23 protein-coding genes and 1 pseudogene are annotated in these 25,860 nt (G+C 63.6%); 9 read left to right on the top strand and 15 right to left on the bottom strand.

The genetic code is table 11. From position 1 onward, the window contains the following. Positions 1 to 130 precede the first annotated feature (130 nt). The 3 genes and pseudogenes from IAE39_RS30055 to IAE39_RS03375 all read right to left on the bottom strand — a co-directional run bounded on the left by IAE39_RS30055 (position 131) and on the right by IAE39_RS03375 (position 3,232). On the bottom strand, positions 131 to 991 hold the full coding sequence (locus IAE39_RS30055; protein ID WP_442968420.1) for a methyl-accepting chemotaxis protein: 861 nt from the start codon (positions 989 to 991) through the stop codon (positions 131 to 133). Further along, a pseudogene (locus IAE39_RS30060) lies at positions 986 to 2,029 on the bottom strand (Cache 3/Cache 2 fusion domain-containing protein); the annotation flags it as partial. The gene IAE39_RS30055 and the pseudogene IAE39_RS30060, both read right to left, overlap by 6 nt. 276 nt (positions 2,030 to 2,305) lie before the next feature. Further along, entirely contained in the window at positions 2,306 to 3,232 is a 927-nt protein-coding gene (locus IAE39_RS03375; protein ID WP_201199407.1) for a LysR substrate-binding domain-containing protein, read from the bottom strand. 155 nt (positions 3,233 to 3,387) lie between these two features. Between IAE39_RS03375 and IAE39_RS03380 the strand changes: the two genes are divergently transcribed. Continuing rightward, positions 3,388 to 4,776 carry a NorM family multidrug efflux MATE transporter gene (locus IAE39_RS03380; RefSeq protein WP_201199409.1) on the top strand — a complete coding sequence of 463 codons (1,389 nt, stop codon included), beginning with the start codon at positions 3,388 to 3,390 and terminating at the stop codon, positions 4,774 to 4,776. A gap of 81 nt (positions 4,777 to 4,857) precedes the next feature. On the opposite strand, the gene IAE39_RS03385 is transcribed toward IAE39_RS03380, so the two are convergent. Next, positions 4,858 to 6,525, bottom strand: coding sequence for a putative bifunctional diguanylate cyclase/phosphodiesterase (locus IAE39_RS03385; protein WP_201199411.1), 1,668 nt, complete (start codon positions 6,523 to 6,525; stop codon positions 4,858 to 4,860). 254 nt (positions 6,526 to 6,779) lie between these two features. Here IAE39_RS03385 and rep point away from each other — a divergent pair, with 254 nt between their 5' ends. Further along, positions 6,780 to 8,789 carry a DNA helicase Rep gene (gene rep, locus IAE39_RS03390; protein ID WP_201199413.1) on the top strand — a complete coding sequence of 670 codons (2,010 nt, stop codon included), beginning with the start codon at positions 6,780 to 6,782 and terminating at the stop codon, positions 8,787 to 8,789. Between the two features lie 65 nt (positions 8,790 to 8,854). After that, on the top strand, positions 8,855 to 9,427 hold the full coding sequence (locus tag IAE39_RS03395; RefSeq protein ID WP_003253535.1) for a xanthine phosphoribosyltransferase: 573 nt from the start codon (positions 8,855 to 8,857) through the stop codon (positions 9,425 to 9,427). Between the two features lie 112 nt (positions 9,428 to 9,539). Here IAE39_RS03395 and IAE39_RS03400 read toward each other — a convergent pair whose 3' ends face one another. The 5 genes from IAE39_RS03400 to dadA all read right to left on the bottom strand — a co-directional run bounded on the left by IAE39_RS03400 (position 9,540) and on the right by dadA (position 15,460). Further along, entirely contained in the window at positions 9,540 to 11,399 is a 1,860-nt protein-coding gene (locus tag IAE39_RS03400) for an acetyl-CoA hydrolase/transferase family protein (RefSeq protein WP_201199415.1), read from the bottom strand. Between the two features lie 218 nt (positions 11,400 to 11,617). Next, the gene (locus IAE39_RS03405; RefSeq protein ID WP_033692624.1) at positions 11,618 to 12,022 is read right to left on the bottom strand and encodes a c-type cytochrome; all 405 of its coding nucleotides are present in this window, start codon (positions 12,020 to 12,022) and stop codon (positions 11,618 to 11,620) included. 154 nt (positions 12,023 to 12,176) lie between these two features. After that, positions 12,177 to 12,725: a cupin domain-containing protein gene (locus tag IAE39_RS03410; RefSeq protein WP_201199417.1), complete on the bottom strand. Its 549-nt coding sequence runs from the start codon at positions 12,723 to 12,725 to the stop codon at positions 12,177 to 12,179. A gap of 109 nt (positions 12,726 to 12,834) precedes the next feature. Further along, the gene (alr, locus tag IAE39_RS03415; RefSeq protein WP_201199419.1) at positions 12,835 to 13,908 is read right to left on the bottom strand and encodes an alanine racemase; all 1,074 of its coding nucleotides are present in this window, start codon (positions 13,906 to 13,908) and stop codon (positions 12,835 to 12,837) included. A 247-nt stretch (positions 13,909 to 14,155) separates the two neighbouring features. After that, positions 14,156 to 15,460: a D-amino acid dehydrogenase gene (gene dadA, locus IAE39_RS03420; protein ID WP_201199421.1), complete on the bottom strand. Its 1,305-nt coding sequence runs from the start codon at positions 15,458 to 15,460 to the stop codon at positions 14,156 to 14,158. Positions 15,461 to 15,616: 156 nt separating this feature from the next. Here dadA and dadR point away from each other — a divergent pair, with 156 nt between their 5' ends. After that, positions 15,617 to 16,105, top strand: coding sequence for a transcriptional regulator DadR (dadR, locus tag IAE39_RS03425; RefSeq protein WP_003258963.1), 489 nt, complete (start codon positions 15,617 to 15,619; stop codon positions 16,103 to 16,105). Positions 16,106 to 16,107: 2 nt separating this feature from the next. On the opposite strand, the gene IAE39_RS03430 is transcribed toward dadR, so the two are convergent. Further along, positions 16,108 to 16,461: a YkgJ family cysteine cluster protein gene (locus IAE39_RS03430; RefSeq protein ID WP_201199423.1), complete on the bottom strand. Its 354-nt coding sequence runs from the start codon at positions 16,459 to 16,461 to the stop codon at positions 16,108 to 16,110. A gap of 259 nt (positions 16,462 to 16,720) precedes the next feature. On the opposite strand from IAE39_RS03430, the gene IAE39_RS03435 reads away from it, so the two are divergent. Then, positions 16,721 to 18,013, top strand: a complete 1,293-nt coding sequence (locus tag IAE39_RS03435) for an NAD(P)/FAD-dependent oxidoreductase (protein WP_201199425.1) — start codon at positions 16,721 to 16,723, stop codon at positions 18,011 to 18,013. On the opposite strand, the gene IAE39_RS03440 is transcribed toward IAE39_RS03435, so the two are convergent. Next, on the bottom strand, positions 18,005 to 18,277 hold the full coding sequence (locus IAE39_RS03440; protein ID WP_201199427.1) for a DUF1127 domain-containing protein: 273 nt from the start codon (positions 18,275 to 18,277) through the stop codon (positions 18,005 to 18,007). The genes IAE39_RS03435 and IAE39_RS03440 overlap by 9 nt on opposite strands. 178 nt (positions 18,278 to 18,455) lie before the next feature. On the opposite strand from IAE39_RS03440, the gene IAE39_RS03445 reads away from it, so the two are divergent. Both IAE39_RS03445 and IAE39_RS03450 read left to right on the top strand, forming a co-directional pair. Continuing rightward, positions 18,456 to 19,886 carry an aminotransferase-like domain-containing protein gene (locus tag IAE39_RS03445; RefSeq protein WP_201199428.1) on the top strand — a complete coding sequence of 477 codons (1,431 nt, stop codon included), beginning with the start codon at positions 18,456 to 18,458 and terminating at the stop codon, positions 19,884 to 19,886. Between the two features lie 60 nt (positions 19,887 to 19,946). Next, the gene (locus tag IAE39_RS03450) at positions 19,947 to 21,497 is read left to right on the top strand and encodes a phospholipase D family protein (protein ID WP_201199429.1); all 1,551 of its coding nucleotides are present in this window, start codon (positions 19,947 to 19,949) and stop codon (positions 21,495 to 21,497) included. A 128-nt stretch (positions 21,498 to 21,625) separates the two neighbouring features. Here the strand turns inward: IAE39_RS03450 and IAE39_RS03455 are convergent, their stop codons facing one another. Together IAE39_RS03455 and IAE39_RS03460 are read right to left on the bottom strand one after the other, a co-directional pair. After that, positions 21,626 to 22,765: an MFS transporter gene (locus IAE39_RS03455; protein WP_201199431.1), complete on the bottom strand. Its 1,140-nt coding sequence runs from the start codon at positions 22,763 to 22,765 to the stop codon at positions 21,626 to 21,628. A gap of 131 nt (positions 22,766 to 22,896) precedes the next feature. Further along, the gene (locus IAE39_RS03460) at positions 22,897 to 24,390 is read right to left on the bottom strand and encodes an aldehyde dehydrogenase (RefSeq protein WP_003253510.1); all 1,494 of its coding nucleotides are present in this window, start codon (positions 24,388 to 24,390) and stop codon (positions 22,897 to 22,899) included. 196 nt (positions 24,391 to 24,586) lie between these two features. Here IAE39_RS03460 and IAE39_RS03465 point away from each other — a divergent pair, with 196 nt between their 5' ends. Together IAE39_RS03465 and IAE39_RS03470 are read left to right on the top strand one after the other, a co-directional pair. Further along, entirely contained in the window at positions 24,587 to 24,946 is a 360-nt protein-coding gene (locus IAE39_RS03465) for a cupin domain-containing protein (protein ID WP_201199433.1), read from the top strand. A 95-nt stretch (positions 24,947 to 25,041) separates the two neighbouring features. After that, a complete protein-coding gene (locus tag IAE39_RS03470; protein ID WP_201199435.1) occupies positions 25,042 to 25,245 on the top strand; it encodes a hypothetical protein in 204 nt (67 codons plus the stop codon). A gap of 66 nt (positions 25,246 to 25,311) precedes the next feature. On the opposite strand, the gene rpmG is transcribed toward IAE39_RS03470, so the two are convergent. Then, positions 25,312 to 25,467 carry a 50S ribosomal protein L33 gene (gene rpmG, locus IAE39_RS03475; protein ID WP_003253507.1) on the bottom strand — a complete coding sequence of 52 codons (156 nt, stop codon included), beginning with the start codon at positions 25,465 to 25,467 and terminating at the stop codon, positions 25,312 to 25,314. A gap of 11 nt (positions 25,468 to 25,478) precedes the next feature. Then, positions 25,479 to 25,715, bottom strand: coding sequence for a 50S ribosomal protein L28 (gene rpmB / locus IAE39_RS03480; RefSeq protein WP_003253504.1), 237 nt, complete (start codon positions 25,713 to 25,715; stop codon positions 25,479 to 25,481). Positions 25,716 to 25,860 lie beyond the last annotated feature (145 nt).

The raw sequence follows: 25,860 nt of genomic DNA on the forward strand, positions 1-25,860 counted from the left end.
GGGCGCTTTGCGCCCTATCGCGTACCTGTGGGCGGCTTTAGCCGCGAACACCGGCAAAGCCGGTGCCATCCACCGCATCGCCTGCTTCGCGGGTAAACCCGCTCCCACAGGTACCGCGCAGGCTTTAGTATCAGCGGAACCGGTCCACTTCCTGCCGTAGCTGCGCCGCCAGCCCTTCCAGCTCCCGCGCGGTGAAGGCCAGTTCATTGGCCACCTCGCGCTGCTCGCCGTTGGCCTGGGCAATGCTCTGCAGGTTGCGGCTCAGCACCGTTGCCATGCTGCTCTGCTCCTGAGTCGCCGTACTGATCACCGCAAACTGCTCACCCGCCGCACGGCTCTGCTCGTCGATACGCGCCAACGCTTCTGCCACCTTGTCATTACGCGCCAGGCCCTCCTGCATCAGTTGGTTACCCTGCTCCAGGGTGGTGATGGCGTGGCCGGTCTGCTGCTGAATGCTGGTGATCATCCCGGAAATTTCATCCGTGGCCTGGCGGGTTCGCGCAGCCAACCCACGCACCTCATCCGCCACCACTGCAAAGCCGCGCCCTTGCTCACCGGCGCGAGCAGCCTCGATGGCCGCATTCAATGCCAGCAGGTTGGTCTGCTCAGCGATCGCTGTGATCACGCTGATGATGCCGCCGATTTCTTGCGAGCGAGCGCCCAGGCTGTCCATCACCGTGGCAGTGCCGCCGAGGGCATCGGCAATCTGCTTCAGTGAGCGCGATGCTTCATCCATGGCGCTGCGGCCTATACGGGTCTGCTGGGCATTGTCACGGGCCATGCGCTCGGTGCCCGCCATGTTGTCGGCAATGTTCATCGAGGTGGCGCTGAACTCTTCCACCGCTCCGGCCATGCTGGTGATTTCGCCGGATTGCTGGTCCATGCCCTCGCACGCCCCCGTAGACAGCCCGGACAGCGAGCGGGCGCGGGTGCTGACCTGTTCGGAGGCACTGCGGATGTGCTCGACCATGGTCGACAGTGCCTCGCCCATTGTGTTGAAGCTGCGGGCCAACTGGCCGATTTCATCATGGCTGGTCACGCTCAGCCGCGCGTTCAGGTCACCGGCACCGAGCGCTTCGGCCTGGCGCACCAGCGCGTCCAGCGGGCGCAACTTGCGCCTCAACAGCCACAGTGTGGCAGCCACGGCCAGGACCATGGCCAGCAAGCTGCCGATGGCCAGGCGCAGGCCGACGCTCCAGGTCACCTCGCGGATTTCCGCCGTCGGCATGCTCGCCACCACCGTCCACGGGCCTTCGGTAAAGGGCGCTGTAACGCTGTACAGCGGCTGCTCGGCATTGGCCGGCGGCACCAGCCATTGGCCCTTTTCATCTTGCAGGGCCAACGACCCGGTCTGGCCGATGCGAAAGCGCTTGAGGTTGGCAAACTGGGCGTTCTGCGCGTCGGTGTAGTCGAAGCCAACGAACAACACGGCGATCACCCGGCCATTGCTGTCACTCACTGGCACGTAACGGGTCATGTAGTTGCGCTCGAACAAAACGGCGCGGCCAACGTACATCTGCCCGGCCAGCAGCTTGAGATAAGCCGGGTGCTGGCGATCGAGCTGGGTACCGATGGCACGGCTGCCGTCCTGCTTCTTCAGGTTGGTGCTGATGCGCACGAAGTCGTCGCCGCTGCGCACGAACAACGTGGCGATGCCGGCGGTCATCTGCTGGAATTCGTCAACCAGCTGGAAATCGTTGTTGAGCAAGTGTTCGCCCAGGTACAAGGCCGGCGTGGCCTGGCCGGCGACCTGCACGGTTTCACCGGCATGCAGCGACAGGCCCGAGGCGAAGCGGCGCTCGAACAGGCCGCTCAGGCGCTGGGTGTTGTCCTTGAGCGAGCCGTGGAAGGTGTCGAGCTGGTCGGCCAGCAGCCGCGCTTCACTGGCCAGGTGGGCCTGGCGTGTGGCGAGGTTGGCATCGTCCAGCGAACGCAGGGCAAACAGGGTACTGCCAGTAATCACCAGCGCCAGCACGATGGCGAGGGCGACACCGAGCTGCGAGGCGATGCGGGCACGCGGTTGAGACATGGGGAAGCTCCAGGCAAGAGGCCGGGATCGTCCTGATCACGCTGACCGCCCGCTTTTTATCGACGGGAAGCGCGTCCTCTTTCGGGACGCTGGTGCCAGTGGATCGGCGTCGCTGGCGAATACTTGAGTGTCGGGCCGGGGTATTCGCAAACGTTTTCTATCGCCTGTTCCGGCCCTTTCGCGGGTGAACCCGCTCCCACAAGTACCGCGCAAAACCTGAATCCTGCGCCATACTTGTGGGAGCGGGTTTACCCGCGAAAGGGCCGGAACTGGTGATCAAAGGGTCGGCAGGATTTCCACATCCGGAAGGTCCATGGCAGCCACTTCCTGTTCAAGAAACACGCTCAGGCGCCGCAACCGCTCCCCTCCGCGCCGGGTGCGCGGCCACACCAGGTAATAATCCATGCCGCTGGGCACCGCTGTCGGCCAGGGCAGGCTAAGGCGCTTCTGCGCCACATCCTCAGCCACCATCAGCAAATCACCCATGGAAATCCCGTAGCCACGCGCCGCCGCGATCATGCCCAGCTCCAGGGTGTCGAACACCTGCCCGCCCTTGAGCGACACCTTGTCGCTGAGGCCCATGCGCTCCAGCCATTCGCGCCAGTCGCGTTTATCCACGGTGGGGTGCAGCAGCTCGATGCCGGCCAACCGGCAAACATCCCAGGGCTCTTCGTCGAGCAGGTCTGGCGCGCCGACCGGGATCAGCAACTCCGGGAAGAGCTTGCGCACCTCCCAGTCTGCCGGGAACACCCCGTCGCTGAGCAACACCGCACAATCGAACGGTTCCTGGTTGAAGTCCACATGGTCGACGTCCATCCAGGCGCTGGTCAGTTGCACCTCGTTGCCCGGCTGCAAGTGGCGAAAGCGGCTCAGGCACGCCAGCAACCAGCGCATGGTCAGGGTCGACGGGGCCTTCATGCGCAGGATGTCATCTTCGCCACACAAAGTTTCACAGGCCCGCTCGAACGCCGCAAAGCCTTCACGCACGCCCGGCAGCAGTACCCGCCCCGCTTCAGTCAGTTGCAGGTTGCGCCCGCTGCGCACGAACAGGCGGCAGGCGAAATGTTCTTCAAGGGTGCGGATATGCCGGCTGACCGCGCTTTGGGTGATCGACAGCTCTTCGCCGGCACGGGTGAACGAGCTGAGTCGCGCAGCCGCTTCGAATGCGCGCAGGGCATACAGCGGGGGTAGCTGGCGTGGCATGAGGCACCTGCAATATGGGCGTGAGAGGCGAATTACCAAGGAGCATATTGGCATGAGTTCAACTCATGCCAACTATCGCTTTTATCCTTTTGTGCAAAGCTGACCGAAGCCTCAGAATCGCCCTTCGTTCATCACCCCAGGAAGAAGGACTGCCCATGCATGTCGCGCCCACCACAGAACTCAAGGCTTTGCTGCGCCTGGCCGGGCCGCTGATCGCCTCGCAGTTGGCGCACATGCTGATGGTGCTGACCGACACCCTGATGATGGCCCGCATCAGCCCGCAGGCACTGGCCGGTGGCGGCCTGGGTGCGGCGAGCTATTCGTTCGTGTCGATCTTCTGCCTGGGCGTGATTGCCGCAGTCGGTACCCTGGTGGCAATACGCAAGGGCGCCAACGATATCGAAGGCGCCACGCGCCTGGCACAGAGCGGCCTGTGGCTGGCCTGGGGCCTGGCGCTGTTCGCCGCGCTGGTGCTGTGGAACCTTGAGCCGGTACTGCTGCTGTTCGGGCAAAAGCCCGAGAACGTGGCCTCGGCGGCGCAGTTCCTGACCCTGCTGCCGCTGGCCCTGCCCGGCTACCTGACCTTCATGGCCCTGCGCGGCTTCACCAGCGCGCTGGGCCGCTCGACCCCGGTGATGGTCATCAGCCTGGTCGGCACCGTGCTCAACTACCTGTTCAACGTGGCGCTGATCGAGGGTATGTTCGGCTTGCCCAAGCTGGGCCTGATGGGCATCGGCCTGGTTACGGCGGTGGTATCGATGGGCATGGCCATTGCGCTGGCGCTGTACATCCGCTGGCACCCGGCCTATGTCGCCTACCCGCTGCGCAAGGGCCTGTCGCGCCCGTCGCTGCCGGCCCTGCGCGAACTGTGGCGGCTGGGCCTGCCGATTGGCGGCACCTACATGGTCGAAGTCGGCCTGTTCGCCTTTGCCGCGCTGTGCATGGGCGTGCTCGGCAGCACCGAGCTGGCGGCGCACCAGATTGCCCTGCAGATCGTGTCCACGGCGTTCATGGTGCCGACGGGCCTGTCGTATGCGGTGACCATGCGCGTGGGGCTGTATTACGGCGCTGGCAACCTGCTGGCCGCGCGCAGCGCAGGGCGGGTGGGTATCGGCTTTGGGGCGACGATCATGTTTGCCTTTGCGGCGCTGTTCCTGCTGTTGCCGGAAGCCTTGGTGAGCCTGTTCATCGACCGTAATGACCCAGGCTTTGCAGCCATCTACCAACTGGCGGTGCAATTGCTGATGGTGGCGGCCTGGTTCGAGCTGTTCGATGGCATGCAGACCATTGCCATGGGTTCTATTCGCGGGCTGAAGGATGCCAAGACCACCTTCCTGATCGGGCTGTGCTGCTACTGGCTGGTGGGGGCGCCGAGTGCCTGGCTGTTCGCGTTCAACCTGGGTGGTGGCGCGGTCGGGATCTGGTGGGGGTTGGCGCTGGGGCTGGCGTGTGCGGCGGTGGCGCTGACCTTTGGTTTTGAATGGCGGATGAAGCGGTTGATGAGGAAGGCCGGGGGCCGTGCAGGGGCTGCTGCTTCGGCCTGACGTCAGGGCCTCTTCGCGGGTGAACCCGCTCCCACAGGGACCGCGCAACCCTGTGGGAGCGGGTTCACCCGCGAAAGGGCCCTAGAGGACAGCATCCAGCTGACGGCCGGGCACCCGCAGCAGAAATTCGATCAATTCCCCTACCGGCAACGGCTTGCTGACCAGGAACCCTTGCACCTGGTCGCAACCAAACCCGCGTAGCAGTTCCAACTGCTCTTCACTCTCGACCCCTTCGGCCACCACCTCGAGGTTGAGGTTGTGCGCCAGGTTGATCATGGCGTGCACCAGCTTGCGGTTCTCTTCGCGCATTTCCATTTCGGCAACAAAGCTGCGGTCTACCTTGAGCAAGGTGATGGGCAGGCTGTTGAGGTGCACGAACGAAGAAAAACCGGTACCGAAGTCATCCAGCGAGAAACGCACGCCAAGGCGGCCCAGCGCATCCATGGTCTGGCGCACCAGCTCGTTGCGGCGCATCACGGCCGTTTCGGTCAGTTCGAACTCCAGCCAGCGGGCATCCACGCCGTGTTCAAGGATCAGCCGGCTCAAGGTGGCCAGCAACTGGCTGTCCTGGAACTGGCGGAAGCTCAGGTTGACCGCCATGTGCAGCGGCTCCAGGCCGCGTTCGCACAGCGCCTGCATGTCGCGCAGGGCACGGGAAATCACCCAGTAGCCCAACGGTACGATCAGGCCGCTCTGCTCGGCCAGCGGCACGAACTCGCTGGGCGGCAGCAGGCCACGTTCGGCATGCCGCCAGCGCACCAGCGCCTCCAGGCCGACGATGCGCCCGTCGGCCAGGTTCAGCCGAGGCTGGTAGTGCAGTTCCAGCTCGTCACGGCGCAGGGCGCGGCGCAGTTCGCTTTCAAGGTCGGCGAGGCTACGGGCGTTGCGGTTGATGCGCTCGTTGAACACATGGAAGGTGCAGCCCTGGCTGCCCTTGGCCTGGCGCATGGCGATGTGCGCGTGCCACATCAGCGGGTCGGCGCCGCTGTGGGCACGGGCATGGGCCAAGCCCAGGCTGCAACCCAGCAGCAGGCTTTCGCCATCGATCCAGTAGGGTTCGGCCAGCGCCTCGACAATGCGCTCGGCAATCCACTCGGCGCGGTTGGCATCGCGGCGGGTGTCGATCAACAGGGCGAACTCGTCGCTGCCCAGGCGCGCCAGCTGGTCGCCCGCTTCCAGCTGGTGCTTCAGGCGTGCCACCACCTGCAGGATCAGGCGGTCGCCGCTCTGGTGGCCAAGGGCGTCGTTGACGTGGCGGAAGTTGTCCAGGTCGAGGTGGCCAAGGGCAACGCCACGGCCTTCGTTTTCGGCCAAGCGTGCGGTGAGCAGGGCCTGAAAGCCCTGGCGGTTGGCGATACCGGTCAGTGGGTCTTGCTCGGCCAGGCGCTGCAAGGTAGCCACCAGCACGCCGCGTTCGCGCACATGGCGCAGCGAGCGGCGCAGGGTATCGGCATTGAGCTGTTCGCGTACCAGCCAGTCGCTGACGCCGCTGGGTGCCAACTCGGGCTCGTCGTCCAGCAGCAGGATGGTTGGCAGCTCACAACGCCCGGGTGCCGGCTGCAGTGCCGGTGTTGCCAGGATGACCGCCTGGCGGTCATGGCTGAACAGGCTGTCGACCGCCTCCCAGTTTGGCGCAGTCAGCAGCACGGCGCTGCCCCCCAGGGCAGGCAGGCATGTGTGCAGCAAGGCGGCCCATTGCGGCTCATCGGCCAACAGCAGCAAACGCAAAGGTTCGACAGGCGTGGACAAGCGGGCTCCTTAGGCTTCACGGTGCAACGGGATCTGACGGGTATGCTACTGTATTTAATGAAAATGATTTTCACTTTTATACATGTTTTTCAGCGTGTAGCGTCCCGACGTATTTTGTCGTGCATCCTGCGCGAAACTGCGCCAGCCGGCAAATACCCATTGCATATTTGACTCAGACGTCAGACGGTCGCGCCACAACCGCCCCATGCCTGTTAGAATGCGCGGCTATTTTCTGGCGACCCCCGGTTTCTAGCATGTCCCGACTCAATCCCCGGCAGCAGGAAGCCCGTGACTACGTCGGCGGCCCTCTTTTGGTGCTCGCCGGTGCAGGCTCGGGCAAGACCAGCGTGATCACGCGCAAGATTGCCCACCTGATCCAGAACTGCGGCATCCGTGCCCAGTACATCGTGGCGATGACCTTTACCAACAAGGCCGCACGCGAGATGAAGGAGCGGGTCGGCACCTTGCTGCGCCCGGGGGAAGGCCGCGGCCTGACGGTGTGCACGTTCCACAACCTGGGCCTGAACATCATCCGCAAGGAGCACGAGCGCCTGGGCTACAAGCCGGGCTTCTCGATCTTCGACGAGTCCGACATCAAGGCGTTGCTGTCGGACATCATGCAGAAGGAATACTCCGGCGACGACGGCATCGACGAGATCAAGAACATGATCGGTGCCTGGAAAAACGACCTGATCCTGCCGCCCGAAGCCCTGGAAAAGGCGCGCAACCCGCGCGAGCAGACCGCCGCCATCGTCTACACCCACTACCAGCGCACGCTCAAGGCGTTCAACGCGGTGGACTTCGACGACCTCATCCTGCAGCCGGTCAAGCTGTTCCAGGAGCACCCCGAGGTGCTGGAGCGCTGGCAGAACCGCGTGCGCTACCTGCTGGTGGACGAATACCAGGACACCAACGCCAGCCAGTACCTGCTGGTGAAGATGCTGATCGGCATGCGCAACCAGTTCACCGTGGTGGGCGACGACGACCAGTCGATCTACGCCTGGCGCGGTGCCCGCCCCGAGAACCTGATGCTGCTCAAGGAGGACTACCCCTCCCTGAAGATCGTCATGCTGGAGCAGAACTACCGCTCCACCAGCCGCATCCTGCGCTGCGCCAACGTACTGATCGCCAACAACCCGCATGCGTTCGAAAAGCAGCTGTGGAGCGAGATGGGCGTGGGCGACGAGATCCGCGTGATCCGCTGCAAGAACGAGGAAGCCGAGGCCGAACGCGTGGCCATGGAAATCCTCACCTTGCACCTGCGCACCAACCGGCCGTACAGCGACTTCGCCATCCTCTACCGCGGCAACTACCAGGCCAAGCTGATCGAACTGAAGCTGCAGCACCACCAGGTGCCGTATCGCCTGTCGGGCGGCAACAGCTTCTTCGGCCGCCAGGAGGTCAAGGACCTGATGGCCTACCTGCGCTTGCTGGTAAACCCGGACGATGACAACGCCTACCTGCGGGTAATCAACGTGCCGCGCCGCGAAATCGGCTCCACCACCCTGGAAAAGCTCGGCAACTACTCCACCGAGCGCGGCATTTCGATGTACGCCGCCAGCGAGGAGCTGGGCCTGGGCGAGCACCTGGACGCGCGCTACACCGAGCGTTTGCAGCGCTTCAAGCACTGGCTGGACGGGGTGCGCCACAAGGTTGCCCTGGAAGACCCGATTGCCGCGCTGCAAGAGATGATTCGCGACATCGACTACGAGAACTGGATCCGCCAGCAGACCGCCAGCGACAAGGCTGCCGAGTTCCGCATCAGCAACGTCTGGTTCCTGGTCGAAGCGCTGAAGAACACCCTCGAGAAGGATGAAGAGGGTGAAATGACCATCGAGGACGCCATCGGCAAGCTGGTGCTGCGCGACATGCTCGAGCGCCAGCAGGAAGAAGAAGAGAACGCCGAAGGTGTGCAGATGATGACCCTGCACGCCTCCAAGGGCCTGGAATTCCCTTACGTGTTCATCATGGGCATGGAAGAGGAAATCCTCCCGCACCGCTCCAGCATCGAGGCCGACACCATCGAAGAAGAACGCCGCCTGGCCTACGTGGGCATCACCCGCGCGCGCCAGACCCTGGCCTTCACCTTCGCTGCCAAGCGCAAGCAGTACGGTGAAATCATCGACTGCACGCCCAGCCGGTTCCTCGACGAACTGCCACCGGACGACCTGGCCTGGGAGGGCCTGGACGATGCGCCGGTCGAGGTGAAGGCCGCACGCGGCAACAACGCCCTGGCCGATATCCGGGCAATGCTCAAACGCTGATCAACCATTACTCTTAAACTTTGCCGCTAGCTAGCGGCAACCTTTGTTACATCGAGGAAACTACAGTGGAAGCACTGCATCAGAAGATTCGCGAAGAAGGCATCGTGCTTTCCGACCAGGTTCTCAAAGTCGACGCGTTTCTCAACCACCAGATCGACCCGGCGCTGATGCAGCTGATCGGTGACGAGTTCGCCCGCCTGTTCGCCGATGCCGGCGTGACCAAGATCGTCACCATCGAAGCCTCGGGCATTGCCCCGGCGGTGATGACGGGCCTGAAGCTGGGCGTGCCGGTGATTTTCGCCCGCAAGCACCAGTCGCTGACCCTGACCGAGAACCTGCTGACTGCCTCGGTGTATTCCTTCACCAAGCAGACCGAGAACACCGTGGCCATCTCGCCGCGCCACCTCAACAGCAGCGACCGCGTGCTGGTGATCGACGACTTCCTGGCCAACGGCAAGGCCTCGCAGGCGCTGATCTCGATCATCAAGCAAGCCGGCGCCACCGTGGCGGGCCTGGGCATTGTTATCGAGAAGTCGTTCCAGGGCGGCCGTGCCGAGCTGGACAGCCAGGGCTACCGCGTTGAATCGCTGGCCCGGGTGAAATCGCTGGAAGGTGGTGTGGTTTCCTTCATCGAATAAGGCCGCTCCGCGGTCCCTTGTAGGAGCGGGTTTACCCGCGAATGCGATATCGAATGTACCACCGCATTCGCGGGTAAACCCGCTCCTACATCGGGCCAATGCGCCCTGGGGTTTATTGGGTTGCTGCCAACCCCGCCAGCAACAACCGCTGGTACAGCTCTTCCTTCAGCCCCTGCGGACGATCCAGCTGCATCCGCTCCAGATGCCGCTCATACCCCTCCGGCCCCGGCGCATCCAGTGCGGCCTTGCCCAACTCCAGCACCTCGCTCAGCTTGAACTTGCTCTTCAACCAGTTCAGCGCCCGCAGCAAGTCCCGCTCTTCGGCCGTAAAGTCCGTACCCAGCGGATACTCCGGGAACAACCGCGCATGCCCCGCCCTGACCGCCTCCAGCCGCTGCGGCGTGTTATCGGCAAAGCGTGCGTCCAGCTGAAAATCCCTGGCCAGCTTGCCGGCGCTCTTGGCCTGTTCGATCAGCCCCTGCTGGAACCGCGAATCACACACTGCCAGCAACCGCGCAATCACCTCGCTGTCAGTCTGCCCGCGCAGGTCGGCAATGCCGTACTCGGTCACCACGATATCGCGCAGGTGCCGGGGGATGGTGCAGTGGCCATACGTCCAGAAAATGTTCGACGTCACCTCCCCGCCCGCCTCGCGCCAACTGCGCAACAGCAGGATCGAGCGCCCGCCCTCCAGCGCATGGCCCTGAGCAACGAAGTTGTATTGCCCACCCACGCCACTGAGCACCCGGCCATCTTCCAGCTGGTCGGCAACGCCGGCACCCAGCAGGGTCATGCCGAACGCCGTGTTGATGAAGCGTGCATCGCGACGCTGGCGTCGCTTGAGTTCCTCTTGCCCGTAGAGTTCGTTGATGAAGCTGATACGGGTCATGACGAATTGTGCACGCTGCTCCAGCGGCATCTCGCGCAAGCGCTGGTAGAACGCCTGCGGGCCAAGGAAGAAGCCACCGTGCAACAACGCGCCCTGCTCATCCGCCGGGCGTCGCAACAGGCCTGCCTCGGCCAGCACCAGCAGGCCGTTGACGAACATCTCGCTGCAGCCGTAGAGGCCTTGAGCGAAAGTATCCAGCCCCCCTTCCCGCTCGATCAGCGCCTGCCAGGGGCCGACATCGAGTGCATCGAGCACCGCACGGTAGCCGGCGTTGTCGCCCTGGCGCGCCAGCAATGCCGCGGCGACCGCATCGCCCATGGCACCAATACCGATCTGTAGCGTACCGCCGTCACGCACCAGGCTGCTGGCGTGCAGGCCGATGCAGTGGTCCTGGAGGCCGACCGGCATGTTCGGCGTGGAGAACAGCCGGCGTTGCTCGGCTTCATCGAGCAGCAGGTCGAAAGCATCGATGGGCAGCTCGGCATCGCCTGGCATGTAGGGCAGCTCGGCATGCACCTGGCCGAGCATGAGGATGGTTTCGCCGGCGGCGCGGCGCTTGGCGATCATCGGCAACAGGTCGAGGGTGATATCGGGGTTGCAGGCCAGGCTCAAGTGCACCGGTTTCTCGGGGGTGGCCGCTACGAGCTGGGCAATCAGGTTCAGGCCCTTGGCGTTGATGTCACGTGCGGCGTGGCTGTAGTTGCTGCTGACGTAATCCTGCTGGGCCGACTCACTGTGCAACAGGCTGCCCGGCTGCATGAAGAACTGCTCGACGCGGATGTTGGGTGGCAGCGTGTCGTTGCGCAATTCGGCAAGGTAGGTGAGCTCTTCGTAGTCGGCGAAGACACGTTCGACAAAGGGTTCGAGAAAGCGCCGCTGCAAGCCATCACCCAGTGGCGGGCGGCCGAGGGATAGTGCCGTGTAAATGGTCAGCTGCCGTTCGGGCAGCTCGCGGATGCGGGCGTAAAGCGCATTGACGAAGGCGTTGGGCTTGCCCAGGCCCAGCGGCAGGCCCATGTGGATATGGGCTGGCAGGCGCGCCAGGACTTGCTCGACAGCCTGGTCGATGGAGCAGAGGTGCATCGGGGCCTCCTGAGACATCCATGGGTTCAGGGGTTGGACATGGGTTCAAGCGGGTTGGTTGCCTGGGCGGGCCTCTTCGCGGGTAAACCCGCTCCTACAATTATCCGTGTGGTGCCTGGGTCGTTGTAGGAGCGGCTTTAGCCGCGAAGAGGCCGGCACAGCCACCACAAAAACAAAGCCCGCCAATAATGGCGGGCCTCATGCAATTCAGCTGCGGCTCAAAGCCCGGACATTTTCTTGATTGCCCCTTTCAGGTCGTCATCCGAGCAGTCCGCGCAGGTGCCTTTCGGCGGCATGGCGTTGATGCCGGTAATGGCCTTGGCCAGGATGCCATCCAGGCCGCCCTGGTGGTCGGCGCGTTCTTTCCACGCGGCGGTGTCGCCCACTTTAGGCGCACCAAGCAGCCCGGTGCCATGGCAGGCATTGCAGTGCTTGGCGATGATCTCGTCCGGTGTTTTCGCACCCCCGCCCCCTGCTGCAACAGCCACTTCCATGCCTTTGCATTCCTGGCCCTGGACGCACACCTGGCCAACCGGTTCCAGGCGTTTGGCGATGTCGTCATTGGTCGCAGCGGTTGCGCTCATTGCCCAGAGGGCGAATACGGCTGCTGGTACGGCCAGCATCTTCTTGATTTGGTTCACGCGAACACCCTCATGGTGGCTAATCACGCTCGCGGCCACGGAACGGCGAGCGTTGAAAAGTATAGCGGGAACCCAGAGGCCGTGAAACGACCCTACACGGGAAAGGGGTATTGCCGAATCAATGCACTGCGCTGGATCAAAAGTTTGATGGCGTCGCCGCGCTGATCAGCCGCGCAGGCTGGTCGAACGGGTTGCGAAAACGGTGCGGACGGGTGCTTTCGAAGTAGTAGCTGTCGCCCACTTCGAGGATGAAGATCTCGTTGCCGACCACCAGCTCCAGGCGGCCTTCGAGCAGGATGCCGGTTTCTTCGCCGTCGTGGGTGAGCATTTCGGCACCGGTATCGGCGCCTGGCGGGTACACCTCGGTGAGGAAGGCGATGGCACGGTTGGGGTGCGACTTGCCGACCAGTTTCATGGTCACCGCGCCATCCGAAATGTCGATCAGCTCGTGGGCCTTGTAGACGATTTGCGCCGGGCTTTCGGCCTCCAGCTCGACCGAAAAGAACTCGACCATGGACATGGGAATGCCGCTCAGCACCTTGCGCAAGGAGCTGATCGAAGGGCTTACGCTGTTTTTCTCGATCATCGAGATGGTGCTGTTGGTCACCCCGGCCCGCTTGGCGAGTTCGCGCTGGGACAGGCCCTTGAGCTTGCGGATGGCTTGCAGTCGTTCGCCGACGTCCAAAGCTGGAGCCTCCTGAAACGGTGGAAAGGGGGGTGAATGTGAACGATATCATGGCAATGCCGTTCAGTATTTACAACACACCGCCCCTCAACCTGTCCGCTTCAGCGTGTCATTCGCCGACGTAGTCCCGTGGTACCCGCTTCAGGTTGCAGAAGATCTGGTACGGAATGGTGCCCGCATGCGCAGCCACTTCACTGGCCAGCACCTGCTTGCCCCACAGCTCGACCGGGCTGCCGACGGTGGCTTGCGGCACGTCGGTGAGGTCGATGCTGAGCATGTCCATCGATACCCGGCCAATCAGCTGGGCGCGCTGGCCGGCCACCAGCACCGGGGTACCGTTGGGCGCCTGGCGCGGGTAACCATCGGCATAGCCCATGGCAACCACGCCAACACGGGTTGGCCGTGGGCTGACGAACTTGGCGCCGTAGCCCACCGGCTCGCCGGCAGGCAGCTCGCGCACGCTGATGACGCGCGATTGCAACGTCATTACCGGTTGCAGGCGCTCGGCCTCGGCCTGGGCCACTTCGAATGGTGTGGCGCCGTACAGCATCAGGCCCGGGCGTACCCAGTCGCTGGGTGCCTGTGGCCAGCCCAGTACGCCAGGCGAGTTGCGCAGGCTGCACTCGGCGGCCAGGCCCTGGCGGGCGGCTTCGAACACGGCGATCTGCTGCGCGGTGGCGTCGGCGCCCAGCTCATCGGCGCGGGCGAAGTGGCTCATCAGTACGATGCGTGAAACCTTGCCGGTGGCCAGCAGGCGCTGGTAGGCGTCGTGGTAATCCTTGGGGTGCAGGCCGACGCGGTGCATGCCGCTGTCGAGCTTCAGCCATACGGTGAGCGGCTTGTGTACCTGGGTTTTCTCGATGGCTTCCAGCTGCCACAGCGAGTGCACCACGCACCACAAGTCATGCTCGGCGATCAGCGCCAACTCGCTGGCTTCGAAGAAGCCCTCCAGCAGCAGCACCGGTGCCTTGATACCCGCGGCGCGCAGTTCCAGCGCCTCTTCGATGCAGGCCACGGCAAAGCCATCGGCTTCTGCCTCCAGGGCCAGGGCGCAGCGCACGGCGCCATGGCCGTAGGCATCGGCCTTGATCACGGCGAGGGCTTTGACACCGGTCAGTTCACGGGCCAGACGGTAGTTGTGGCGCAGGGCCTGGAGGTCGATCAGGGCGCGGGCGGGACGCATGGCGGCTGCCTTATGGTGGTTCACAGGTTGAAAACAGTGTTGGGTTCTTCGCGGCTGAAGCCGCTCCCACAAGGGACCGCACAATGTCCGGGAACATGCACTCCCTGTGGTTACGCTGGTTCACAGGTTGAGATCGGTGTTGGCTTCTTCGCGGGTGAACCCGCTCCCACAGGGACCGCACAATGCCAAGTATTGTGCGGTCCCTGTGGGAGCGGCTTTAGCCGCGAAGAGGCCGGAACAGGCGAACTTACTGCTGGTGAGCCGGCGCAGTCTGCCCGTGCTTGGCCACTTCCGGGCTGTTGCCATAACGGGAAATGTCCAGGCCTTCGGCGCTGATCTGCGGCTTCTTGCGCGCAATCAGGTCGGCCAGCAGGCGACCGGAGCCGCACGCCATGGTCCAGCCCAGGGTACCGTGACCGGTGTTCAGGAACAGGTTGCGGAACGCCGTGGCACCCACGATCGGCGTACCGTCCGGGGTCGCCGGGCGCAGGCCGGTCCAGAAGCTGGCCTGGCTCAGGTCACCGCCCTGAGGATAAAGGTCGTTGACGATCATCTCCAGCGTTTCGCGCCGACGCGGGTTCAGCGACAGGTCAAAACCGGCGATTTCAGCCATGCCGCCCACGCGGATGCGGTTGTCGAAACGGGTGATCGCAACCTTGTAGGTTTCATCCAGAATGGTCGAGGTCGGGGCCATGTCGCCGTTGGTGATCGGCACGGTCAGCGAGTAGCCTTTCAACGGATACACCGGGGCCTTGATGCCCAGCGGCTTGAGCATCTGCGGCGAGTAGCTGCCCAGTGCCAGCACGTAGCGGTCGGCGGTTTCCAGCTTGCCGTCGATCCACACGCCATTGATGCGGTCACCCGCAAAGTCCAGGCGCTGGATATCCTGGCCGAAGCGGAATTCCACACCCAGCTTCAGCGCCATGTCGGCCAGCTTGGTGGTGAACAGTTGGCAGTCGCCGGTCTGGTCGTTGGGCAGGCGCAGGGCGCCGGCCAGGATGTCCTTCACGCCAGCCAGGGCCGGTTCGACGCGGGCAATGCCGTCGCGGTCGAGCAGCTCATACGGCACGCCGGACTGTTCGAGTACGGCAATGTCCTTGGCCGCTGCATCAACCTGAGCCTGGGTGCGGAACAGCTGGGTAGTGCCCAGGCTGCGGTTTTCGTAGTTGATGCCGGTTTCGGCGCGCAGCTCGTCAAGGCAGTCACGGCTGTACTCGGACAGGCGCACCATGCGTTCCTTGTTCACCGCGTAACGGCTGGCGGTGCAGTTGCGCAGCATCTGGGCCATCCACAGGTACTGGTCGACATCGCCGGTGAGCTTGATGGCGAGTGGGGCGTGGCGCTCCAGCAGCCACTTCACGGCCTTCAACGGCACACCTGGGGCGGCCCAGGGCGAGGCATAGCCGGGCGAGATCTGGCCGGCGTTGGCAAAACTGGTTTCCATGGCCACCGCCGGCTGGCGGTCGACCACCGTGACTTCGAAACCTTGCCGGGCCAGGTAGTAGGCACTGGCGGTTCCGATTACGCCGCTACCAAGTACCAGAACTCGCATCGTTATATCCCTCACACGCGGCACGCCGCAGACTTTTATTGAAATGGCATGAATGGGCGCAGTATAGGAATTCGAGACCAGTGCAATTCACTATATAAAAGCCTATTATTGGCGAGAATTCTCGGCAAAATCGCCTTTCACGGAGGGGCATCCCCTATGAGAACCCAGCACCAGAGCAAGCGTGAACTGGACAAGATCGACCGTAACATCCTGCGTATCCTGCAGAATGACGGGCGTATTTCCTTCACCGAACTGGGCGAGAAAGTTGGGCTGTCCACCACCCCTTGCACCGAGCGGGTTCGCCGCCTGGAGCGCGAGGGCATCATCATGGGCTACAACGCCCGCCTGAACCCGCAGCACCTCAAGGGCAGCCTGTTGGTGTTCGTGGAAATCAGCCTGGACTACAAGTCGGGCGACACTTTCGAGGAGTTCCGCCGCGCGGTGCTGAAGCTGCCGCACGTATTGGAGTGCCACCTGGTTTCTGGTGACTTCGACTACCTGGTGAAAGCGCGCATTTCGGAAATGGCCTCGTACCGCAAGCTGCTTGGCGACATCTTGCTGAAACTGCCGCACGTGCGTGAGTCGAAGAGCTACATCGTGATGGAGGAAGTGAAAGAGAGCCTGTGCCTGCCGATCCCGGACTGACGTTAAACCAGTACCTGCCGGGTGGTGGCGATGAACTGGTGCACCAGCTGCTCGGCGCCGGGGTCGATCATCGGCTCAGGGCCACGGCCGCGCGGGCAAGCCATGCGCGGGGTGGTGCCGAACAGGCGGCAAATCATCGGCCGCTCTTCGTACACCGTGCAACCGCTGGGGCCCAGGTGCACGCAGTCCAGGCGCTGCAGCGCGGCGTCCTGCTCGGCCTGTGACTTGCGTGGCAGGCGGGCCATTTCTTCCGCCGAGGTGGTGACCGGGCCGCAGCAGTCGTGGCAGCCGGGTTCGCACTCGAAGGAAGGGATGAGTTCGCGCAGGAAGTGGATCTTGTGGCGGTTGCAGGACATGGCTAGGTACAACTATTGAAAACCAGCCCGGATTATAGGCCCACACGCTCTTTGTAGGAGCGGCCTTGTGTCGCGAAAGGGGTGCGTAGCGCCCCCAGGATTCCAGCTTCGCCGCAAGTATTGCCGGGGCCGCCCTGCGGCCCAATCGCGACGCAAGGCCGCTCCTACAGGGGGCCGTGTCAACCAGGCCAAGCGGTTGCCCACCCCAGAGCCCCGGCTTATCCTCCTCCCCTAACCCATCAGCCTCAGGACCGAGCCCATGATCCACAGCGCGCAGCACGCCGCCTCCTACTACGCCGCCAGCAGCGCGCCACACCCTGACCACTCCTTCCTGCAAGGCGAACACAGCGCCGATGTATGCATCATCGGTGGTGGCTACTCGGGCCTGAACACCGCCATCGAACTGGCCGAACGCGGCTTCTCGGTCATTCTGCTGGAAGCGCGCAAGCTCGGCTGGGGCGCCAGTGGGCGTAATGGCGGGCAGCTGATCCGCGGTGTCGGCCATGGCCTGGAGCAGTTCCTGCCGGTGATTGGTGAGGACGGTGTGCGCAGCATGAAGCTGATGGGCCTGGAGGCCGTGCAGATCGTCCGCGAGCGGGTGGAAAAGCATGCCATCGTCTGCGACCTGACCTGGGGCTACTGCGACCTGGCCAACAAACCCGCCGAGCTGCTGGGCTTCGCCGAGGACGCCGAAGAACTGCGCAGCCTGGGTTACGCACATGAGCTGCGCCTGGTCGGCAAGGACGATATCCACAGCGTGGTCGGTGCCGGCTGCTATGTGGGCGGGCTGGTCGACATGGGCTCGGGGCACCTGCACCCGCTCAACCTGGCCCTGGGCGAAGCCGCCGTAGCTGCCCGCCTGGGCGTAAAACTGTTCGAGCAGTCCGAAGTGACCCGTATCGACTACGGCTCAGAGGTACAAGTGCACACCGCCCAAGGGCGGGTACGCGCCAAGACCTTGGTGCTGTGCTGCAACGCCTACCACAACAACCTCAACCGCGAACTGGGCGGCAAGGTGTTGCCAGCCGGCAGCTACATCATCGCCACCGAGCCGCTGGGTGGGGAACGCGCCCGCAGGTTGCTGCCGCAGAACATGGCCGTGTGCGACCAGCGTGTGGCACTGGATTACTACCGGCTGTCCGCCGACAACCGGCTGCTGTTCGGCGGTGCCTGTCACTATTCCGGCCGCGACCCGAAGGACATCGCTGCCTACATGCGGCCGAAAATGCTCAAGGTATTTCCGGAGCTGGCCGACGTGCGTATCGATTATCAGTGGGGCGGCATGATCGGCATCGGCGCCAACCGCCTGCCACAGGTCGGCCGCCTGGCCAGCCAGCCGAACGTGTATTACGCCCAGGCCTATTCCGGCCACGGGCTTAACGCCACCCACCTGGCCGCACGCCTGCTGGGCGAGGCCATCAGCGGCCAGGAGAGCGGGCGTTTCGACCTGTTCGCCAAGGTGCCGCACATCACCTTCCCCGGTGGCCAGCACCTGCGCTCGCCACTACTGGCGTTGGGCATGTTGTGGCACAGGCTTAAAGAATTAGCCTGAAAGCACACACCGCTGTTGTGGGAGCGGGGCAGGCCCGTCACGCCAGAAAGGTTTACTGCCCTCGATCCGGGCCTGCTCCCTGGTCAGCCCGACATCGCGCAACTGGTCATCGGTCAACTCCAGCAGCGCCCTGCGGGTATGCCAGCGGTGCATCATCAACCCCCAGCGCCCCAGCCCCGCCGGTGCACTGAAAACCTTGGTCTGCTGCCCGGCTTCCAGTTCTTTGGCCATCAGTTGCAAGCGCACATCGCTTATGCCACTCATCGCTGCTATCTCCCATCCAGTTGTTACCGTGGAGAAAGCATGCGCGTCGGCAGTACTGACAATACAGCCTCAAAAAAGCCTTATTATTCCCATACAGAATTGGCCGCCGGCCGACTGAATGCTGTATTTTCAGGGAAACTGTACCGGTCGCCATGCCAACGCAGCGCAGGAGTATGCCATGACCCTCTACCTGAACCTCGCCGAACTGATCGGTGCCCGCATCGAGCAGGGCCTTTATCACCCCGGCCAGCGCCTGCCCTCAGTGCGCGCCCTGAGTGTGGAGCACGGGGTCAGCTTGAGCACCGTGCAGCAGGCCTATCGCATGCTGGAAGACAACGGTATGGTCTCGCCGCGGCCCAAGTCCGGCTATTTCGTCAGCGACCACCGCCAACTGCCTGCCCTGCCCGCCGTCAGCCGCCCGGCCCAGCGCCCGGTGGATATCTCGCAGTGGGAACAGGTACTGGAACTGATACGCAGCACGCCGCGCAAAGACGTGGTCCAGCTCGGCCGCGGCATGCCCGACATCGACAGCCCGACCCTAAAGCCGCTGCTGCGCAGCCTCGCCCAGTTGAGCCGGCGCCAGGACATGCCCGGCCTTTACTACGACAACATCCACGGCAACCTGGCCCTGCGCGAACAGGTAGCCCGACTGGTACTCGACTCCGGCTGCCGCCTTGGCCCGGCCGACCTGGTCATCACCACCGGCTGCCATGAAGCACTGTCGTGCAGCATCCGCGCAGTGTGCGAACCAGGTGACATCGTCGCGGTCGACTCGCCCAGCTTCCACGGTGCCATGCAAACCCTGAAGGGCCTGGGCATGAAAGCGTTGGAGATTCCCACCGACCCGGTCACAGGCATCAGCCTGGAGGCGCTGGAGCTGGCCCTGGAGCAGTGGCCGATCAAGCTCATCCAGATCACCCCCAGCTGCAACAACCCACTGGGCTACATCATGCCAGAAGCACGCAAGAAGGCCCTGCTGAGCCTGGCCCAGCGCTATGACGTTGCCATTCTGGAAGACGATGTGTACGGCGACCTGGCCTACACCTACCCACGCCCACGTACCCTCAAATCATTCGACGACGATGGCCGCGTGCTGCTCTGCAGTTCGTTCTCCAAGACCCTCGCCCCTGGCCTGCGGGTCGGCTGGGTGGCACCCGGGCGCTACCTGGAGCGGGTGCTGCACATGAAGTACATCAGCACCGGCAGCAGCGCCAGCCAGCCGCAACTGGCCATTGCCGACTTCATCGCCGGCGGGCACTACCAGCCCCACGTGCGGCGCATGCGCAGCCAGTACCAGCGGGGCCGCGACCTGATGAGCGACTGGGTAACCCGCTATTTCCCGGCAGGTACCCGGGTCAGCCGGCCGCAGGGCGGCTTCATGCTGTGGGTGGAATTACCCGAACATTTCGATACGCTGCGGCTGAACCGCGCTTTACTGGAGCAGGGCGTGCAGGTTGCGGTAGGCAGCATCTTCTCGGCCTCGGGCAAGTTCCGCCACTGCTTGCGCATGAACTTCGCAGCGCGGCCCACGCCGCAGATCGAGGGCGCCGTGCGCAAGGTAGGTGAAACCGCCCTTCGTCTACTGGATGAAGAAACCGCCGACGCGTAACTTTGCGCCGCCCGACACGGTCCAACACCCTAAAGCCCTGCTGCACAGGACGATCCACCCTTGAGACTCCAGCGAGCCTTGCCTCTGCTGCTGGTGCTGCTCGGCCTTGCCGGCTGTGCCAGTGTCAGCACGCCCCGCGAAACCAGCCAGGCGCTGCCCGCCAACGACTCGGCGTTCGGCCGCTCGGTGCTGCGCCAGGCTGCGCCGTACGGCGGCCGTTCGGGTTTTCGCCTGTTGCCCAACAGCAACGAGGCCTTTCGCGCCCGTGCCGAGCTGGTCCGCAACGCCCAGGCCAGCATCGACCTGCAGTACTACATCGTCCACGACGGCCTCAGCACCCGCGCCCTGGTGCATGAGCTGCTGCGCGCTGCCGACCGCGGCGTGCGCGTGCGCATCCTGCTCGATGACACCACCAGCGATGGCCTGGACACCATCATGGGCACGCTCGACGCCCACCCGAACATTCAGATTCGCGTGTTCAACCCGCTGCACCTGGGCCGCAGCACTGGCGTGACGCGTGCGGTCGGCCGGCTGTTCAACCTGTCACGCCAGCACCGGCGCATGCACAACAAGCTGTTCCTGGTGGACAACAGCATGGCCATCGTCGGCGGGCGCAACCTGGGTGACGAGTACTTCGATGCCGAGCCCAACCTCAACTTCACCGACATCGACCTGCTAGGCGTTGGTCCGATTGCCGAGCAGTTGGGGCACAGCTTCGACCAGTACTGGAACAGCGCCCTGAGCCGGCCCATCACCGACTTCCTCTGGCGTGACCCGGACGCCGACGATCTGCGTGCCAGCCGCCACCGCCTGGAGGTGTCGCTGGCTGAAGCGAGGACCCAGCGCAAGGCCCTGTACGACCGCTTGATGGCCTACCAGTCGCAGCCGCGCCTGGACGTGTGGCGCAACGAGCTGATCTGGGCCCACGCCCAGGCGCTGTGGGATGCACCCAGCAAGGTACTGGCAGATGACGAGCCGGACCCGCAATTGCTGCTGAGCCAGCAACTGGCGCCAGACCTGGCCAACGTGCACAGCGAGCTGATGCTGACATCGGCGTACTTCGTGCCAGGTGAACCGGGGTTGCTGTACCTGACCGGCCGCGCCGACGCTGGCGTTTCGGTAAAGCTGCTCACCAACTCGCTGGAAGCCACCGATGTACCGGCAGTGCACGGCGGCTATGCGCCCTACCGCCGGGCCTTGATTGAGCATGGGGTGCAGCTGTACGAGCTGCGCCGCCAGCCCGGCGACCCCAGCGCGGGGCGCCTGAGTTTCCGGGGCAGTTCGGACTCCAGCCTGCACACCAAGGCGATCGTGTTCGACCGGCGCAAGACCTTTATCGGTTCGTTCAACTTCGACCCGCGTTCGGTGCTGTGGAACACCGAGGTCGGGGTGCTGGTGGACAGCCCGGAGCTGGCTGAATACACCCGCGAGCTGACCCAGCAGGGTATGGCGCCGGCGTTGAGCTACCAGGTGAAGCTGGTGGGCGACAAGCTGGTGTGGGCGACCGAGGACAATGGGCAGCGGCATGTGCTGACTGCAGAGCCAGGCGGGGTTTGGCGGCGGTTCAATGCCTGGATCAGCAAGGCGGTTGGCCTGGAGAAAATGTTGTAGCGGCGATTTTGGGGCTGCTTTGCAGCCCATCGCGACGCAAGGCCGCTCCCACAAGGGTGCGGCGTACACCGATCAATGTGGGAGCGGCCTTGTGTCGCGAAAGGGCCGCAAAGCGGCCCCAAAATCGTTCAGGCAGACACAGCCTCAAAGGCCCCACGCCGCTGGGTCAACACCACCAGCCCCGCAGCCCCGGCCGCCATCAGCAACAGCAGCGCATGCCCGCTGATCCACTGGCTGCCTGCCCCGGCCAACAATGGCCCCAGCAGGCAGCCAATGCCCCACAGCTGCGCCACATGGGCATTGGCCCGCACCAGCTCATCATCGCGGTAGCGCTCGCCGATCAACACCAGCGACAAGGTGAACAAGCCCCCGGCACTGGCCCCGAACAGTACCCACAACGGCCAGATCACCGGCGTATGCAGCAACAGCGGAATCGCCAGGCTGGACACCAGCAGGGTCACCGCACAACCGGTGAACAGTGCCTTGCGCGACATATGGTCGGCCAGCGCACCAATGGGCAACTGCAGCACGGCATCACCGACCACCACGGTACTGACCATGAACAGGGCGATTTCCGTGGTAAAGCCTTGCTGCAGGCAATACACCGGCAGCAGGGTAAGGATCATCGCCTCGAACGAGGCAAACAGGGCAATGGCCCAGGCGATCACCGGCAGGCGTCGGCAGAAGGCGAACAAGTCGCGGAAGGTGACACTGCAGGCTTCGGTGCTCGGTGCCCCGCCACGCCCCATCAGCACCAGCGGCGCGAGCAGCAGCAGGCCGGTCGCCGCCCAGAAGCCGAAGTCGTCATCAGAACCGAGAAAGCCCAGCACCAGTGGCCCGGCCAGTTGGCTGAGGGCGTAGCTGCTGCCATACAGTGCCACCAGGCGGCCGCGCCATTGTTCGACCACCAGTTGGTTGATCCAGCTTTCGCCGAGGATGAACACCACGGTCAGGGACATGCCGATCATCAGCCGCAGCAGCAGCCACAACGGGTAGCTGGGCAGCAGTGCGACCAGGCCGATCGACAGCGCCCCGCCCCACAGGCAGATGCGCATGGCCGAGGGCACGCCCACCCAACCGGCCAGGCGGCTGGCCAGGCTGGCACCGGCCAGCACCCCCAGCGCCGGCATCGCCGCCATCACGCCGATGGCAAAGCTGCCGTAGCCCCAGGCTTCCAGGCGCAGGGACACCAGCGGCATGCTCACGCCGAGCGCCAGGCCGACACTGAGCACTGACGCCAGTACGGCGAAGTAGGTACCCCAACGCATTGCAGCCTCCCGGGCCAAGAATTTTCCATGGCCCATTCGCGGGTAAACCCGCTCCCACAGGTAAAACACCACCCTTGAGAGCGGTGCAGTACCTGTGGGAGCGGGTTTACCCGCGAAAAGGCCCTACCAGATTACAGCTTGATCCAGGTCGCCTTCAGCTCGGTGTACTTCTCCAGTGCATGCAGCGACTTGTCACGGCCGTTGCCCGACTGCTTGAAGCCACCGAACGGCGCAGTCATGTCGCCGCCGTCGTACTGGTTGACCCAGACGCTGCCAGCGCGCACGGCACGGGCGGTTTTGTGGGCCTTGGAAATGTCCGAAGTCCAGATACCCGCCGCCAGGCCATAAGGCGTGTCGTTGGCAATGGCCACGGCCTCTTCAGCGGTGTCGAAGGCGATCACCGACAGCACTGGGCCGAAGATTTCTTCCTGGGCAATGCGCATGGCATTGGTCACGCCGTCGAAGATGGTCGGCTCGACATAGGTGCCGCCAGTCTCTTCCAGGGTGCGCTTGCCACCGGCCAACAGCTTGGCGCCGTCCTTGTGGCCAGCTTCGATGTACGACAACACGGTGTTCATCTGCTGGGTGTCGACCAGGGCACCGACCGTAGTCTGTGGGTCCAGCGGGTTACCGGGCTTCCAGCCTTTCAGGGCCTCGACCACCATTGGCAGGAACTTGTCCTTGATCGAACGCTCGACCAGCAGGCGCGAACCGGCTGTGCACACTTCGCCCTGGTTGAAGGCGATGGCGCTGGCAGCGGCTTCAGCAGCAGCTTGCAGGTCCGGGGCGTCGGCGAAGACGATGTTCGGGCTCTTGCCACCGGCTTCCAGCCAGATGCGCTTCATGTTCGATTCGCCCGCGTAAACCATCAGCTGCTTGGCGATCTTGGTCGAGCCGGTGAACACCAGGGTGTCGACGTCCATGTGCAGGGCCAGGGCCTTGCCCACGGTGTGGCCGTAACCTGGCAGCACGTTGAGTACGCCAGCCGGGATGCCGGCTTCGATCGCCAGCTGGGCAATGCGAATGGCAGTCAGCGGCGACTTTTCGGACGGCTTGAGCACGACCGAGTTACCGGTGGCCAGTGCCGGGCCGAGCTTCCAGCAGGCCATCAGCAGCGGGAAGTTCCACGGTACGATGGCACCGACCACACCCACTGGCTCGCGGGTAACCAGGCCCAGCTGGTCGTGCGGGGTCGGGGCGACTTCGTCGTAGACCTTGTCGATGGCTTCGGCGGTCCAGTGAATGGCCTGGGCCGCGCCCGGGATGTCGATGCTGGAGGAGTCGCCAATCGGCTTGCCCATGTCCAGGGTTTCCAGCAGCGCCAGCTCTTCGACGTTCTTGCGCAGCAGGTCGGCGAAGCGGATCAGCTTGGCCTTGCGCTTGGCCGGGGCCAGTTGCGACCAGACGCCGGAATTGAAGGTGGCGCGGGCGTTTTCCACAGCGCGGTTGGCATCGGCCAGGTCGCAGCTGGCAACCTTGGCCAGGAAGCGTCCGTCGACCGGGCTCAGGCACTCGAAGGTTTCACCGGATGCGGCATCGGTGTATTCGCCGTTGATGAAGGCACGGCCTTCGATCTTCAGTTGCTGGGCACGTTGTTCCCAGTCCGCACGGGTCAGGGTGGTCATACGAAACTCCTCCTCTTGTTTAGGTGCAACGCCGCACTGAGGACTCACAGGCGTTGTCAGAATTCTGGCCGGGCGACGAGCGCACACTGGCAAGCGATACCCTAAACCAGCCGGTGTAAACTATCAATATATTTGACACGGAAGGCTCAAAAGCCTACTGATGTTCATTTTATTAAACAACAACAGGAGCCGCACCATGAGCATCGCCAGTATCGTCGACTTTGCACAGATCATCACCGAGGCCGAGCGCTACCGCCCCGCGGCAGAAAAAATCCTCAAGGGCGAGCCCGACCAGGCTGTCTACAACCACTACTCCAGCCCATGCGGGCAATTTGCTGCTGGCGTATGGGAAGGTGAGGTGGGCCAATGGACAGTGAACTACACCGAGCACGAATACTGCGAGATCGTCCAGGGTGTTTCGGTGCTGCGCGACCAGGACGGTGGGGCGAAAACCCTGCGTGCCGGCGATCGGTTTGTCATCCCCGCCGGCTTCAAGGGCACCTGGGAGGTGTTGGAGCCTTGTCGCAAGATCTATGTGATGTTCGAGCAGAAGTAAGCCTAGAAGTATCTATGTAGCGCAGGCGGTCTTCAGGCATGCGTGAGGATGGCCCTGCCCGTGTCGGGCCATCCAACTTCAACAGGAAGAACACCATGACCAACGAAGAAGTGCTGCGAACCCTCGCCCACCTGGTCGGCACCCCTTATGCACCCGCCCTGAAAGACACCATCGGCGCCCTTACCGGCCGCACCCGGGTGGTCGGCCCCAACGAAATGTGCACCCGCGAGTACGACGTCGAGCGTATCCAGATCAAGGCCGGTGCCGACCTGCTGATCCAGGGCTTCGACTTCAACTGACCCTGCTGCAGGCATAAAAAAACCCGCGTCCTTTCGGATGCGGGTTTTTTTCAGGTCGCCGATCAATTACTTGATCTTGGCTTCCTTGTACACCACGTGCTTGCGAACAACCGGATCATATTTCTTGATCTCGATTTTGTCCGGGGTGGTGCGCTTGTTCTTGTCGGTGGTGTAGAAGTGGCCGGTACCGGCACTCGAAACCAGACGGATCAATTCACGCATGATGCTCTCCCTTAAACCTTGGCGCCAGCTTTACGGATGTCAACCAGAACGGCGTCGATGCCGCGCTTGTCGATGATACGCATGCCTTTGGCGGAAACGCGCAGACGCACGAAACGCTTCTCGGATTCAACCCAGAAACGGTGGTGCTGCAGGTTCGGCAGGAAACGACGACGGGTTTTGTTGTTTGCGTGGGAAATGTTGTTCCCGGTTACTGGACCCTTACCAGTAACTTGACAGACTCTCGACATGACTCAGCCCTCTAAAACCACATGCCCAACCCGGCATGGGTTGGCCGCTTAATCTCTCAGTCTTTGGCGCCTGGGCGCCGTGATTCTGGAGGTCTTATCGACCGGATCCGCTTATGCGACAGGCCGAGCCCCTAGAAAAGAGCGC

Origin of the sequence: Pseudomonas sp. S37, from assembly GCF_016658545.1 — a bacterium.
Classification (GTDB): Bacteria; Pseudomonadota; Gammaproteobacteria; order Pseudomonadales; family Pseudomonadaceae; genus Aquipseudomonas.